This is a genomic window from Sphingobacteriales bacterium, assembly GCA_016711285.1.
Classification (GTDB): Bacteria; Bacteroidota; Bacteroidia; order Chitinophagales; family UBA2359; genus JADJTG01.
In genome coordinates this window covers 131,305-147,501 of record JADJTG010000013.1, presented here as the reverse complement: position 1 = coordinate 147,501, position 16,197 = coordinate 131,305, and the positions used below count along the sequence as shown (strand labels likewise).

Genomic DNA, 16,197 nt, shown 5'->3' with positions numbered 1-16,197 from the left:
AAAAGATACCAACCGCAAAGCCGGAAAATTGCGCTATTCCAAACGCATCAGTTGAAAACTTTGCTCATGGAGGTTACTTTTTACCGATAATAGATATACACCTTTGGGTAAATGAGCAGCTTCAATGAGCATCAAATCGCCCGAATTTTGCTGCCATTGCCCCAGCAACGCGCCTTTCATATCCCACAATGCCGCCTCTGCTGAAGTAGTATTTTCAGGAAAACGCAACCACAAAATATTGCCACTTATCGCAAACTGCCCCGAATTGAGCAATTCTATTTTTCCGCTTCGGGCGATGCTATCCACACACACGGCAGTAGTAATACGAACCGAATCCACAAACACCAAATTGTCGCTGTCGGTTACTGTTACCCAATAAGTAGTGGTGCGGCTGGGCGCAGCCACCACCACCGCCGAATTAGTATTTTCCAATCCGATAGCAGGCGACCATTTTACGGTGGCATTTAAAGGTAAAATCAATTCATTGCCCAATATTACGGTATCGCCCAAACAAACATCACGGTCGGCTCCGGCATCGGCGACATAATCCCACAAACCTCTTTTGTAGAAATAAGGAATAATGGTTTTGAGATGAGCACCGTTGTACAGCATTATATCGGCATCGGCATAAGCGCGCGCCACATTTTTCATAGTGATATTACTTGCTGAACTGTACAAAGTTTGCAACAACAACTTATCGCTGACCTCTCTGCCCAATTCTTCCCACAATTCCATCAACACCGAAGATAATATTTCGCTGCGATAATAAATATCTTCTTTGTTGTCTTCGGGATAATGCTTGGTGCTGTTGCTGAAACGCCCACTCCAAAATTCATTGTGTCCGTCCCATGTGAACGTCCGCATCCATGAAAATTCGCTCAAAGACCGCGAAAAAGAGCAGGCGATATAATCGCCGAAAGCCTCATCAATAGAGCGGCGTTCGGTGCCGTCATTGGTGTAGGGCGAAGCATAGTGCGACAAAGCGTGCGTATATTCGTGAATCACCACATCGGCATCTTCGGCATCATCAACGCCGCCTTCGCCAAAGGTAAGCCGTTCATCATTGGGAGCAGCACCCGGGTTGAAAAAAGAATTGTCTTCGCCATTGCTGCCGTGCGCATCTATTTTTATTTTGCTGTATAAATTCTCAAATCCCAAACTGCGGACATATTGCTGAAAACTGACGACATGATAATAAGCATTTACATCTTCAAAACCCTGCTCGGCGCGAGTAAACATAAATTCGGGTATTGGGCTTTTGGCAGGTGCGCCGGTGGGTGCTGAGTGGTCGCTGGCAATGGCGTAGTCGTTTTCCAATACAAAAAAGCCATTTTTGTAGCTGCACGGCATATCCACTTGTATGCGTACATTATTGAGTTCGGCTTTGTCGGCATCGTTATCATCTTTGTAGGGTGTGCCGTAAAATACATTTTGTTGTGTGAGGGGGTCGGGCATAAATACCATAGCCTGAGCGATGCTGTCGTTGGTGGAGCGGCGGCGGTGGCTGCCGTAGTAGCTGGAGTTATCGCGCTCATAGAGGAGTTGTCCTTGTTCGTCAATCCAGCACTCGCGATATTGTGCGCCGCCATTTTGCACAATAATACCCTGAATTTCCCACACTGCCTGTTGGTTATTGGTAAAAAACAATACTTTTTTTGGTTTGCAGCCTTCCAACAGCGCGGCGGTGAGGTTATTGTATGTGCGTTGGCGGCTACCGATATATTGCTGAAAAACCAGCGTTGGCGGCAGCATATTCACCGAAGCAGGTATATTATCGGCGATATGAAAAGTATTGTCAAAAATGGAATATATTTTTCCATTCTTATCCATATTTACTTTTATAGTGCCCTGATACACTTCATACGAACCCACCATTTGCTGAAATACAACATGAATACCGGCAGGGCTTTCTGTGATGCGGCTGCATTGCAATTCAGTGGAACGGGTGCTGTGCGGCGAAGCGGGCAGATATTGGTGCAGCAGCATTTGTCGCAACTGCTCTATATTGTGCGTACTGCTACGGTCGGCGGCATTGCTGTTGAAATTCGGAACAAAGGTGCGCGGAAAATGAGCCGCAGCGCGGCGGTTTTCATAAAATTGAGCAGTAGCCGTGCTATTGTTATCTTGTGCGCTTATCGTACCCATAGCGCACCAAACACAACACAGCAGCCACAAGAAGTATTTATTATTGACGATGCTTATACGATGATATATCATAGCCGAATTTTTTTAAAAAAATCTTTAACAATCAAAATGCTAAAATACGTTATATTTTTTAAATCTTTGTTGGCGAGGCAGTAGTAGTAGTTTGCAGCATTGTAAAACACATTATTTTTACAACAGAAAAAAACGCAATGAACCAGCACCACACTACTACTATTTATGAAAAAGAGTATGTAAAACACCTCTTTGACCGCATGAGCCGCTCGTATGAAAGAATGAATTACATCACATCATTTGGATTTTCTTTGCGGTGGCGCAGACAATTTTTGAAAGTTTTTGAAAAAAATAAGGACGAAAAAACACCCGCCATCATAGACTTAATGACGGGTATGGGCGAAACGTGGGCAGCCATTCGGCAACAATTTCCCCTATCGCAGCTCACTGCTTTGGATTTTTCGGAGGGTATGCTGCGATACGCTCACCACAAAAACAACAAACAATATGGTGGTTCGGTTGTGCTTGTACAACAAGATATATTAGCAAATTCATTGCCTGCCCAACATTTTGATTATGTAATCTGTGCATTTGGTCTTAAAATCTTCAATGCCGGACAACTAAATAGTCTGGCACAGGAAATCGAGCGTATTTTAAAACCACAAGGGCAATTTTCGTTTATTGAAATTTCAAAACCGCACGGGTTGATATTGCGTACTTTGTACGGTTTTTATCTCGGAAAAGTTATTCCTTTGTTTGGGTTTGCTGTTGTTGGCAAATCCGCAGGAATACAAAATGCTCTGGACATATACACAGCAATTCGGCGATGCCCGTGCAGCAGCCACTATTTTTGAAGCGGCGGGATTGGAAGTAACTTTTACGTCTTATTTTGGGGGTTGTGCAACAGGATTTTACGGCAGAAAGAAATAATCATATTTTTATACATTTAGAAAAATACCTTCCCACAGCAGCCTGATACCACTCTATGATGTAAGAGCCTTGCGGCAATGCCGATATATCTATGGCATCGCCACTGATAAATGATGAATGTGTGAGCAATAATTTACCGGTTATCGTCCATACCCGCACGGTAGCTTCGGGAGCAGGTGCGATAATATGGAGGTAATTTTGCACCGGATTAGGCGAAATTTGCAAAGCATACATCACATTATCCTTTTGGGCATCGTTGTTTTCTTTTTTGCCGTTGCCGTCTTTATCGCTGGTAGCCCAGTTGGTGCCGCCCAAAGAGCCGCTACCGCCGATAATTACATTGCCAATACCACCACTGCCATTGATAACAATATCATCAATGATACTAACAGAGCCGCTATCCGGTTCAGGAGTTACGCACGAAAAATCTACGGGGTCTAAATCAGGGCAATTATCAAAAACAGGAAGATCGCCGTAAAAACTATTACCCGGGCATATTTTTATAATTCTCAAACTTTCAGCGTTGGAAATATCGGGCAAAGTACCCGATAGATTATTATGCGACACATCTATTTCCGACAAATTAGCATTGCCGGACAAGTCAGGAAATGCACCACTCAAATTGTTATAGGAAAGATTCAATTCATTACCCATACCCAAATCGGTGATAGTACCGGAAAAATTATTGTGTGAAAGATTTAATCTCTGATACCACTCTAAACTCGGCAAAGCACCTGAGAGATGATTGAAAGATACATCTAAATAGCTCCAACTATTCATAAAGTTGATATGAGGCAGTGCGCCGCTAAATTGATTATGGCTTATATTTAGGGAGCTGCCAAACTGGTTGTCTATCAAACCCGACAAATCGCCGCTTAATTGGTTGTGCGAAGCATTTAAAGCACCAAAATAACTCAAGGGCAAACCTCCGCTCAGTTGATTATACGATACATCTAAGCTAAAACTATGGTATTCGGAGTCGGGATAATCATAAGAAAAAGTAGGAATTTGCCCAACCAATTGGTTATGTGAAGCATCAATAAATAACATATCGGGCAGGTATGAAAAATCGGGAATTTGCCCGTTGAGTTGGTTGTACGATACATCAAAAGCATACAAATACGGCGCATAAACTAAATCAGGAATTTGCCCGCTGAGTTGGTTGTACGATACATCAAAAACTTTCAAATCCGGCGCATAAACTAAATCGGGAATTTGCCCACTGAATTGATTATGTGATAGATTGACAGTAGAGTTGTTAGAGTAATTTGTAAAAGAGGGTATAGAGCCGCTAAACTGATTGTAGGATAAATTTAGATCGAAAGCATACGGTATTTGTGAAATAGAGCCGCTAAACTGATTGTGAGATAAATCCACTAGATTAAAAGCACTTGGCATTTGGGAGATAGAGCCACTAAACTGATTGTAAGATAAATTTAAAGAATAGAAGGGCGTATTACCCAAAGCAGCGGGCAGGTTGCCGCCAATTTGATTATTGTCGAGGAACAACTCGCCAACAGCCCAAGTATTAGAATTATCGGGCAATGTTCCGGTTAAATTGTTATTGGGCAAATTGATAGAAGATATTCCGTTGCAGTTTGCACCCAATCCATACCACTCCTGCAAAGGTGTATGAAACTCCAACCAAGCGGCATTGTTTGTCCAAGAACTGCCATTGGTGCTATTATAAAAATCTATCAAAAGCTGTTGGCTTTGCGGTGGCAAGTCGCTAAAATAGCAAGGGAAATCGCAAGCGGGTGTATTGTAGGAAGTTGGTGTAAAATTGAGTACGACATATACAGGAAATTCGCCGATATTGCTTTCCCAAACGGCAGGTATTTGGCTAGATACCATCAAAGCATCGTGCAAAAGCGACCACTCGTTGGAGTCGGAAAGCCACAAACTATCTAAGGTAAAAGATTTCGCACCTTCGGTGTCGTCGCATTTTAAATCCAAGAAAGGTGGGTTTTCGGCGAGTTGTTGCTGCACAAAACTCTCCAAATCTTCAATAAATACTGCCTTTTTATCTCCGCCCAAGCTGCAAGGATAATTGAAATTGATATAATGCGCTTGCGGCTCGCAATAGGCATCGCAATAAATATATTTGCTTTCCTGCGTACAATTATTGACGATTTGCACCGAATACACATCATACAAATAAGAAAATTGTGCCTCAAACTGCTCTTCTCCTGTTGGTGTGGCGGTATAAGTTTTTCCGGTGAGCAGCTCATGTATGGTATAGCCTTCTTCGCAGCCGCCCGTTATATTGATGTGCAAAGAATCCATCGCACCATTTACACACAAAGGCTGTGCTTCGGCGGAAAATACTACTTGTTTTATGCAATAAATGTTGTTTTGAGGAAAATATTGAATATCAGAATTATTATCGTTACTATATAAAAACACACCAATACGCAATGTTTGATTTTGCGCATTTTGAAAAAATAAAGTAAGAGGAATACCGTCATAGTAATAATTATCTACAAATACTTCACCTGCTGGTGTCCATGTCATATTAGTTTCAATTTGAGGGGAGAGTTCGGCATTGACTAATTCATAGGAATTAATATCCTGTACGATGGATAAATTTTTACATTCAGCGCAAACAATATCAGGAGCAGTATAAACAGTAGGCAACTTTTGAAGAGCTTGTGCATAAAAATCTTCTAATAATAGCTTTGCATCAAAACTAAAAGGAAAGTTTTGAACAAAAATATCAACATAACCATTAGATGGCTGATCTTTCCAGCAATCTTCAGAGCATATATTCATTGTTTTTGAGTATTCCTTGACTTCTCCCGTACAAAGGTTTTCTAATGAAAAATGGGCAATTGAGTCGTGGCTGATACACAAGGTATGAGTAAAATTAAAAACACCACCACTGGCATAAATCGTATCTTGTATATTTTCATTGTGATTTATCCACAAATAACCTTCGGTACAGCCTCCTTCTACTGAAATAGAAAAATCAGTAGTTCCAAGGTACAAAAAAGAAGAATAATCATCTTCAAAATTATAGCTATAAAGAACGGTAAAATTGAAGTTTTCTGATACCTGCTCCTCCCAGCCCAACATTTCCTTGCAGGGCGTATAATCAATAACTTGGTAGGCGGGCACAGTTTGTATAGGGTTTTCGTTCAGCAGCAAATTGATTTGTAGAGATATAAAGGCATCATCATCAACCGTACTAATAAAATCTAAAAACAATTTCACATTATTTTCGGCGACATACTCCATATCAGGGTCTATGCTGAACCACACATCGCCATTCTCTTCAATATGCACAATATGATAATCTGAACAAATAGTACAACCCGCCGTTTTTTGTGCCCAAAAAGGCGATACAACGTAATTTTTCAGACTATCTGCCTGCGGTATTTCTTTCATTCCTCTGCAAGTATCGCAGGTGAGCCAATAATTGCTGTAAAATTTTTCACCCTCATTTATTTGATACATATACAAATCTTCCAATACATCGTATATATTGAACACATAATCGCTGTCTTTTTCGCCTAAATCTACCTGATTGTACTGACCAAAGGGAATACAACTAAACATATCAACAGAAACACTATCTACTGCTTGGTTACATAAGTTGGTAAATTTCACCCAATATTCGTTCTGAATTTCTGATTGCTTTATGATAACTCCGACATTATTCTCATCAAGAAACAAGGTATCTTTTTCGTTGGTAGTGATATTGTGGTACTCAAAACCTGCTTCGCAGGTTTCGTCCGACATAATTGTAAAAACAACTTCTGCACAGTAATTAATCTCTTCTTGAGAAGGACACATTAAAGCATAATCCACCTGAAACTGTGCAAGGACAGAAAAACTACTGCACAGCAGCAAGCAGCAGGCGGTGAGGGCAGCTAAAAAGGTATTTTTCATAGGTTTTTGTTAAAATTTAGTGGATAAAAAAAGATGTATTCAAAATTACAATAAAATGTAATTCCGAATACATCTTTCTACAAAAAATAACTTGTTTTTTTTTACGCAACCCGCCTACAAATAACGGTCATCTACTTCTTGCAAGTAGTTTTCTACATTTTCCAGCACACTCTGAAAAGTTTCTGCTTTGAAAGGCGATTTCAGGTTGGCGTATTTCACCAACTCCAAAAAAGGTTTGCTGCCGCCCGCCCTGCACAAACGCAAATAATCGTTGAAGGCTTCGGAGCGGTTATCGGTAGATTTTTTCAAAAATTGAAAAGCACACATCTGCGCCAAGGTATAATCAATATAATAAAAAGGCATTTCGTAAATATGTGCCTGACGTTGCCAAAATCCGCCCTGTTCCAAAAACTCAATACCGTCATAATCTACCCAGGGTAAATATTTTTTTTCTATCTCCAGCCAAGCCTCTTTGCGTTGTTGCGGCGTAAAATCGGGATTTTCATATACAACGTGCTGAAACTCATCTACCGACACGCCATAAGGCAAAAAGATAATACCTTCGGTGAGGTGGGTGTATTTATATTTTCGGGTATCCTCCTGAAAGAAATTTTCCATCCAGGGATAGGTCAAAAATTCCATACTCATCGAATGAATTTCGCAGGCTTCGTGTGTAGGCCAGCTGTATTCGGGCAATTGGAAATTGCGGCTTTCATATACCTGAAATGCGTGTCCTGCCTCGTGCGTGAGCACATCAATATCGTGCGAAGTGCCGTTGAAGTTGGAGAAAATAAAAGGAGCTTTGTAGTTGGCTAAATAAGTACAATAGCCGCCGCCCGCTTTGCCTTTTTTATTTTCTAAATCCATTAGGTTGGTGTCCACCATATAATCAAAAAAAGCAGCAGTTTCGGGCGAAAGCTGCTCGTACATTTGTTTGCCGTGCTGCAAAATCCACCTTGCATCTCCTTTTGGGGTAGCGTTGCCGGAAGGAAACGAAAAAGCGTGGTCGTAGTATTTGAGTTTATCCACGCCGATACGTTGAGCTTGGCGGCGGCGAAAACGCTGCGCCACCGGCACTATAAAACGATGAATGAGTTCGCGAAAACGCTCGGCGTGTATAGGTCCGTAGTCGGAGCGGAGCATACGGTCGTAGCCGAGTTGTACGAAATTGGCATAGCCAAGTTTATGAGCAATTTTGGTACGCAACTTCACGAGTTCATCGTACAATTCGTCAAATTTTTCTTTATTTTGTTCAAAAAAGCCCCAATAAGCTACGGCAGCACGGCGGCGCATATCGCGGTCGGGAGCTTGCATAAATGGCGACAAACCCGACAAATTGCGCTCTTCGCCTTCAAACATTATTTTTGCCGATGCACAGAGCATCACATATTCGCTCACGAGGTGGTTTTCGTGTTTCAGTTCGTTAATCACGGTAGAATTTACCGTTTTTACCGACAATTCAGCAATGGTAAATAATTGTTTGCCCCATTCGGCTTCCAACTCGCGGCGATGTGGCGATCGGAGTAATTTTGTATAAAAACGGCTGATATAATCCTCCAATTCGGGCGATACTTCATCAAAAAAATCGTTTTCTGCTTTATAAAAAGTATCTTTGGTATCAATGGTATGACGTATGGAAGCTATATTCTTCAGTGTGTCAAAATCATTGCGCAAGGCATTTATTTCTTTTAAAACTACATCGCCGACAGCTGCATCATCAGCTTTCTCAAAGCGCGATAATAAGGCTTCAAATTGTGTTTTTATTTGTTGAAAATCCGGTCGCTGATAAGGTATGTTCTGAAATTTCATATAATCGGTGCGATTGAAAGGGTGGTATAAAACGCAAAAATACAACAATATTAGCGATTTAAGACAGAGGATTTTAGAAGGCAGCCGAGCTTTTTTATAAAAGTGCTAAAAAAATCAGAAAGAAAAAAAAATTTAAAAGCAAATGAATATAAACAAAAAAATCGCAATCAGAATTATTGGTGTTGGGCGGTGCTGTCGGTTTTTTTGATGGTAAGCGGAGATTTAAGCAGCCAATCCAATTCTATATCTTTCGGCTCCATTTTTATATTATTGCCTGCGGAGTCCATGGTCACATAGCGTCCGATGTTCGGAATATCATCACTGTATTCAAAGCCCACTGCCCAGCGGCTGCCGCGAAATTGTCGTGCGCCGAAGGCTTTCTCCAAAATCTGAGCGTGGCGTATTTGCAAAATGCCCTCCGGCGAAGAAGCATATTCGTCGGGTTCAAGTTGCAACTCGCTCATCGTTCGCTGCACGGGTGTAGCTGTATATCCCTGATACTTCACGAATTGCTGGGCGAGGTCAATGGCTTGTTGTTTGGTGATAGCAACAGGTGTGGCGGCATTTGCCTCTGTGGTTGGCGATGAGGGCGCAGTGCCTGAATTGTTGCAAGCGGCAAAACTCATCATCAGGAGTACCGCCGCCATCATAAGTGTATTGTTTTTCATCGTTATCATATCGTCTGTTTTTTTATTTAAAGAAAATTTGTAGCGATAAATAGCTGCACTTATACAATATTGAAAGATTGTGTTTAAAATATTTGTTATTGAGTTAAATTTTTGCTGAAAAATAATAAAAAAAAGCCGCACCTTATTATCAGCACGACTTTTTTGCATCTATTCTATTATAATCAATTAAATTTTTCTATCTGCTCACACTATATTTATCCTACCACTTCTGCATCTTGCACATCATCGCCTCCGGCTGGCGCGGTGTGTGGCTCTGCCGATGATGATGCGTTTGCGTTGCTGTCGTTGGCGGCGTTGTACATATCCTGCGAAGCTGCCTGCCAAGCATTGTTCAAGTGCTCCATCGCGCTGTCGATAGCCGCTACATCCTGATTTTGGTGCGCGCTGCGCAATGCGCCCAAAGCATCTTCTATTGCAGCTTTTTTGTCTGCCGGAATTTTATCAGCGTATTCTTTCAATTGCTTGTCGCTTTGGAAAATCAAAGCATCGGCTTGATTGATTTTTTCCACGCGCTCGCGAGGCTTGTTTGTCGGTTTCTTCATTGGCTTTGGCTTCGGCACGCATTTTTTCTATTTCCTGTTGGCTCAATCCGGTAGAGGCTTCAATGCGAATACTTTGTTGTTTACCGGTACCTTTGTCTTGTGCGCTCACTTTGAGTACGCCGTTAGCGTCCATATCAAAAATTACCTCAATTTGCGGCACACCGCGCGGAGCCGGCGGAATACCGTCTAAATGAAAACGCCCGATGCTGCGGTTTTGATTAGCCATAGGACGCTCACCCTGCAATACGTGAATTTCTACCGAAGGCTGATTATCCATTGCTGTGCTAAAGATTTGGCTGCGTTTGGTAGGAATGGTAGTGTTGGATTCAATGACGCGAGTCATCACACCGCCCATCGTTTCTACGCCCAAAGAAAGCGGCGTAACATCTAACAAAACAATATCGCCTGCCACATCGCCGCTTAAAATACCGCCTTGTACGGCTGCGCCAATGGCTACTACTTCGTCGGGGTTTACGCTGCGGTTGGGTTTTTTACCAAAAAACTGTTCTACTACTTCCTGTATTTTCGGAATACGAGTAGAGCCGCCCACCAAAATTACTTCGTCAATATCGGCATTGCTCAATCCGGCATCTTTCATAGCTTTGCGGCAAGGTTCAAGGGTGCGTTCGATGAGTTTATCCGATAATTGTTCGAATTTGGCACGCGACAATTTTTTTACCAAGTGTTTAGGTCCGCTTTGAGTAACGGTGATATAAGGCAAATTGATTTCGGTTTCGCTGCCGCCCGACAAATCTATTTTGGCACGCTCGGCGGCTTCTTTGAGGCGTTGGAGAGCCATGGGGTCTTTGCGCAAGTCCATTCCTTCTTCTTGCTGAAATTCGCTCGCCAACCAGTCAATAATAACTTGGTCGAAGTCGTCACCGCCCAAGTGGGTGTCGCCATTGGTGGAAAGCACCTCAAATACGCCGCCACCGAGTTCGAGAATAGAAATATCAAAAGTACCGCCGCCCAAGTCAAAAACGGCAATTTTCATTTCTTTGTCTTTTTTGTCCAACCCATACGCCAAAGCAGCGGCGGTGGGTTCGTTCACGATGCGCTCTACTTTTAGCCCTGCGATAGCACCTGCTTCAATAGTAGCCTGACGCTGGCTGTCGTTGAAGTAAGCGGGTACGGTGATAACGGCTCTGGTTACTTCCTGACCGAGATAATCTTCGGCAGTTTTTTTCATTTTTTGCAAGGTCATCGCCGAAATTTCCTGCGGGGTGTACATACGACCGCGAATATCTACGCGCACGGTGTCGTTATCGCCGCGTGCTATGGTGTAGGCTACTTTGTCTTTTTCGCCGCCTACTTCGGAGTAGCGATGTCCCATAAAACGTTTAATGGACATCACGGTGTTTTGGGGGTTGGTAATGGATTGACGTTTGGCGGGGTCGCCCACTTTGCGCTCACCGTTTTCAAGAAAAGCGACAATGGAAGGTGTGGTGCGTTTGCCTTCGTCGTTGGCAATTACCACCGGCTCGTTGCCTTCCATTACAGCAACGCAGGAGTTGGTAGTACCTAAGTCTATACCGATTATTTTACTCATATTTGTATGTTTATTTTATTTTTTAATTTTTTAGGAACGTCTTAAACCGCTTATTAATTTTATTTTTTCAAAATATCTTTCCCATAAATCACTATCCATTCGAGCCGCACCACCCAGCCCCGTTTTCCAAGGAGTTAATTCTAAAAAAATCAGATAAAGACATTTTAATGCGGTTTTAATTATCAATGTATTAAAATATAGTTCTTTATATCGGTATATATTCAATCGCTGTGCCAAGCGAAAAATGGCAGAAAAAAAGTGTCATTCTATCTCAAAAAGCGATAAAATGACACTTTATATCAGGGGGGTGCAATGACAATTTGTCAGCTACTGTTTAAATCGCCTTTGCGCAATCGTCAATTGGTGCGTTGCTCATATACGGCGTAGCCCCAGGCGGGGAGTTCAAAAGAGTGTTCGGGCAAAAATTCTATTTCGCTGCCGTCGAATACATTGCGGAATTTGCCGTATTGCCCGCGCATATTCACCGAAAATTTGGCTTTGGCACTATTGAGGTTGAGCAAGGTAATTACTTTGTTGCCGTCTTTTTCGCGGATAAATACGAGTCTGTTGGCGGGGTTCAAGGTATGTAGTTTTTTCATACAGCCTCCTTCTATGCCGTTCCACAAAGCGGGATTTTCTTTTTTGAGTTGTAATAATTTGCCGTAAAAATCGGTCAATGCGGCATTGGGCGTAGCGGGAATGGTGTCTTTGTCAAAAAAGCGGAGACGTTTTTGCAAGCCGTATTCCTGCCCACTATATAAAAGCGGCATACCGGGCATCGTAAAAGTGAGTACCGCCAAAGGTTGATACGCTGCTCCCATGCGTTCAAATTCAGAGCCGTTCCACGAGTTTTCGTCGTGATTAGTGATAAACTGCATGCGGTAGTTGCCCGGCGCATAGCTTTTGTATTCATTTTTGAAATAGTCGTCTATATCAAAATTATTTTTCTTTTCTTTTGCCAAATCATTGAGCAGATGGTGAAAATTCCAGCCGTAGGTCATATCAAATACGCGATGAAACTCCGCGCCTTCGCCTTCGGCGAGCCAAAAAAGCGGTTTTTGCAGTGTATCGGTGGCGGTGCGGGCGGCTATCCAGAAATCCAAAGGTATCATCATGGCTACATCGCAGCGAAAACCGTCAATATCGGCTTCTTCTACCCAAAATTTCATGGCATCTATCATTGCCTGCTGCATAGCGGGGTTCTCATAGTTGAGGTCGGCGACATCGCTCCAATCGGCAACAGGCGACACTACTTCGCCTTTTTCGTTGCGTGTGTACCAGTCGGGGTTTGTTTTCAGCCAGGGATTATCCCACGCACTGTGGTTGCCCACCCAATCCAATATCACATACATACCCAAGCGGTGTGCAGCATTTACCAAAGATTTAAAATCGTCCATAGTGCCAAATTCGGGGTTGGGGGCGGTGTAGTTTTGAATGGAATAATAGCTGCCGAGCGAGCCTTTGCGCTTTTCTTTTCCGATAGGCTGCACAGGCATCAGCCACAAAATATCCACACCCAATTGGCGGAGGCGCGGCAATTCGGCTTCAAAGGCTTTGAAAGTGCCTTGTGGAGTGTATTGGCGTATGTTTACTTCGTAAATATTGGCATTTTTTGCCCATTGAGGTGTAGTAAAATAGGCATTTTGCGCTTGTGTGCAGAGCAAAAATACAGTGAGAAGGAGCAACATCAAACTGCTGCGGCGCAGCCAAACGGTGATAATCGTCATACCAAATAAATGTTTTTTATTTTTTTATGAGATAAAAAAACTTGTTTAAAGTTTATTAAAAAACCTTAAACAAGTTTCAAAAATACATATTTGCGCGGGTAAGGCGCGTTTTTTTTACAACAAATTTTTGATAATCGTTTCTACACTAATGCCTTCGGCTTCAGCTTTGTAGTTTTTTACTACACGATGGCGGAGTACAGATTCTGCCACCGCTTGCACATCGTCAATATCGGGCGAAAATTTTCCGGCGAGGGCAGCATTGCATTTTGCACCGAGTACCAAATACTGCGAAGCCCGCGGTCCGGCACCCCACGCCAAGTAGTTGTTGGCTTCTTTGGCAGCATTGGCGGTATTGGGGCGCGTTTTGGCGGCGAGGCGCACGGCATACTGCAATACATTGTCGGCAATGGGAATACGGCGTACCAAGTGCTGGAAATATTGGATTTCGGCAGCACCGATAATTTTTTGCAGTTGTACTTTTTGGTCGGAAGTGGTGTTTTTTACGATATTAATTTCTTCGGCTTCCGAAGGATAATCCAAATAAACATTGAACATGAAGCGGTCTAATTGAGCTTCGGGCAGGGGATAAGTTCATTCAAGTTCGATGGGATGTTGGGTAGCGAGCACAAAGAAAGGCAGTGGCAGCGCAGGCACTTGTCCGGCAACGGTGACGTTGCGTTCTTGCATAGCTTCGAGCAAAGCGGATTGTGTTTTGGGCGGGGTACGGTTGATTTCGTCCGCCAGTACGATATTGGCGAAGATAGGACCTCGGCTGAAACGAAATTGGCGGTTGTCGTCGAGAATTTCTGCACCCATAATATCGGAGGGCATCAGGTCGGGAGTGAACTGAATACGTTTCGACGATAGGTCAAGAACTTCGGAGATGGTTTTTACCAAAAGTGTTTTTGCTAATCCGGGTACGCCGACCATCAAGGCATGACCATCGCAGAAGATACAAGTGAGGAGCGATTTCACGATATGCTGTTGTCCTACAATCACTTTAGCGATTTCGCTGCTCAAAGTTTGATACGTCTGCAATAATCCTTTTACACCTTCCACATCAGATTGATACTTTGTCATTATTATTTTGTATTAGGGTCTTTTTTTTTTATTAAAATATATTTTCGGTGAGAAATATTTTTTTATGTTTTATAATACAAGGATTTTGCCAAAAGGTTAATTCTGTTAAATTTTTTATACTTCAAAGCCTTTTAAAAATTTGATTAAAGGCTGCATGCAAGGAGCAGAAAAGTTCCAATATCCTTTTTCTGCTCCAAAACCTATACTCGTTTTATATTCTTTGCGCGAAGCAAGAAATACCTGTGTTTTTGATTTTGAGAAATTTTTTGGTAAATTTTCAGTGAATAAAACCTTTTTCATACATTCAAAGTAAGCATCAATACAAGGCATGATTGGGTCTTCAGCTACACTTTCCATACACAAATCTTCTAACATACCGCTATCGGAACTATTTGGTAACACGAAAACCCCTAAGGCATAATTTTTATCTGATATCCAGGAATTGATATTTACAGGTGGCGATATTTTTAAGTTATCTTTAATTGCATTTTGTATTTTTTCAAAAGAAATATTAGAATCCTCATCTGCGTCACGCACAAATCCAATTTGATTAACTATGCTAAAATTAGGTGATAACTTCAATAATTCTAATTTTTCTTTAAATTTACTTTCACCTTCAATGTCAATTACCTGAACATCTTTAATATTCAGATATTTTTCTAATATTCTACAAAAAAACCACCACTCATCTTGCCCTTCCACTGCCAGTATTTTTGGTGATTTTATTTCTATTTTTGATTTGTCCTTAGGATTATTTAGTTGTTGCATTTTTCATTTCAAAGATTTTATTTTTACCGTACTTCCCACTTTTCTTCAATAGCGGTTTCAAATATAGTTTGTCGGTAAGCAAAAGCGGTATGTTTATCTTCTGTTTTCTCTATTCTAAAATAACGTATCTCATCTTCCGGAATAACTCCATTTGCTACAGATTCTTTAGCGGCAACATTAAGAGCTTCCAAGCACTCCCACGAATGGGTAGTAGCATAAATCTGAACATTAAAGGTTTGAGCCGCTAAAATTACCGCTTTCCAAAGCATTTTTTGTGTGGTGCGATATAAGCCATTGTCTATTTCATCAATCAGTACGATACCATCTTTGAAATTATATATCGCCGATACTATTGCTAAAAGGCGTTTCATTCCATCACCCATAACGTTAATTGGAACAAAGCGGTCTAACCCAATATCTAAATAAACGACATCATTACTTGTGTGAACATCAATAATTCTATTATCTAATTGCTGTAAAACTTCTATCAATCTGTTTTTATTTCTATTTATTATAATTTTATTAATACGTTCATCTATGGTTTTCATCAGAGAATACGAATTCAAAAATATGCAATCTATTCTTTCTTCACTTTTAACTTGTTCTTCTACTAACCAACCATCTTCATTCATTGTTATAGTAGAATTTGTAACAAAACTTCCTGAAAGTTGATGTTTTAAGCCATTAATATTTTTATTTTCTTCTTCAAAATCTACCTGTTTTATAAGCTCATTTTTATAAATGGGAGTAATAATAAGATTACGTTTGTGTCCCTCTTGTTCAATAGCTTCTAAGTGAATATTCTTCTGAATATTTAACTGATGAAATAAAATAATTAAATGTTCTTCAGTGGGTTTTTGTAAGAGTTCTCGTAGAGAATTTGTTCTAATAGCAAGAAAAGGATTAGAAGGACCACTCAACACAAATACACTTTCCAATACAGTGGTTTTTCCACTGTTATTTGCGCCTCCAAAGAGATTAATACGTTTTAGATCATTTACCTCTAAATAGGCAATGCCGCGAAAATTATTGATTGTGATATTGCTAAATCCCAT

7 protein-coding genes and 3 pseudogenes are annotated in these 16,197 nt (G+C 41.4%); 1 reads left to right on the top strand and 9 read right to left on the bottom strand.

Translation table 11 applies throughout. The annotated features are described in order from the left end of the window. Positions 1 to 33: 33 nt before the first annotated feature. Positions 34 to 2,217 carry a hypothetical protein gene (locus tag IPL35_10025; GenBank protein MBK8443715.1) on the bottom strand — a complete coding sequence of 728 codons (2,184 nt, stop codon included), beginning with the start codon at positions 2,215 to 2,217 and terminating at the stop codon, positions 34 to 36. A gap of 137 nt (positions 2,218 to 2,354) precedes the next feature. Between IPL35_10025 and IPL35_10020 the strand changes: the two are divergent. Beyond that, positions 2,355 to 3,087: pseudogene (locus IPL35_10020) on the top strand (class I SAM-dependent methyltransferase). On the opposite strand, the gene IPL35_10015 reads toward IPL35_10020, so the two are convergent. The 8 genes and pseudogenes from IPL35_10015 to IPL35_09980 form a co-directional block, all read right to left on the bottom strand. Continuing rightward, positions 3,088 to 6,978: a hypothetical protein gene (locus IPL35_10015; GenBank protein MBK8443714.1), complete on the bottom strand. Its 3,891-nt coding sequence runs from the start codon at positions 6,976 to 6,978 to the stop codon at positions 3,088 to 3,090. A gap of 114 nt (positions 6,979 to 7,092) precedes the next feature. Continuing rightward, the gene (locus tag IPL35_10010) at positions 7,093 to 8,787 is read right to left on the bottom strand and encodes a M3 family oligoendopeptidase (protein MBK8443713.1); all 1,695 of its coding nucleotides are present in this window, start codon (positions 8,785 to 8,787) and stop codon (positions 7,093 to 7,095) included. 173 nt (positions 8,788 to 8,960) lie between these two features. Beyond that, on the bottom strand, positions 8,961 to 9,464 hold the full coding sequence (locus tag IPL35_10005) for a hypothetical protein (GenBank protein MBK8443712.1): 504 nt from the start codon (positions 9,462 to 9,464) through the stop codon (positions 8,961 to 8,963). A 206-nt stretch (positions 9,465 to 9,670) separates the two neighbouring features. Further along, positions 9,671 to 11,567: pseudogene (dnaK, locus tag IPL35_10000) on the bottom strand (molecular chaperone DnaK). Between the two features lie 356 nt (positions 11,568 to 11,923). Next, the gene (locus tag IPL35_09995; GenBank protein MBK8443711.1) at positions 11,924 to 13,294 is read right to left on the bottom strand and encodes an alpha-amylase; all 1,371 of its coding nucleotides are present in this window, start codon (positions 13,292 to 13,294) and stop codon (positions 11,924 to 11,926) included. Positions 13,295 to 13,408: 114 nt separating this feature from the next. Continuing rightward, positions 13,409 to 14,374, bottom strand: a pseudogene (locus IPL35_09990) (AAA family ATPase). Between the two features lie 114 nt (positions 14,375 to 14,488). Then, the gene (locus IPL35_09985) at positions 14,489 to 15,142 is read right to left on the bottom strand and encodes a hypothetical protein (GenBank protein MBK8443710.1); all 654 of its coding nucleotides are present in this window, start codon (positions 15,140 to 15,142) and stop codon (positions 14,489 to 14,491) included. Between the two features lie 23 nt (positions 15,143 to 15,165). After that, positions 15,166 to 16,197, bottom strand: coding sequence for an AAA family ATPase (locus IPL35_09980; GenBank protein MBK8443709.1), 1,032 nt, complete (start codon positions 16,195 to 16,197; stop codon positions 15,166 to 15,168).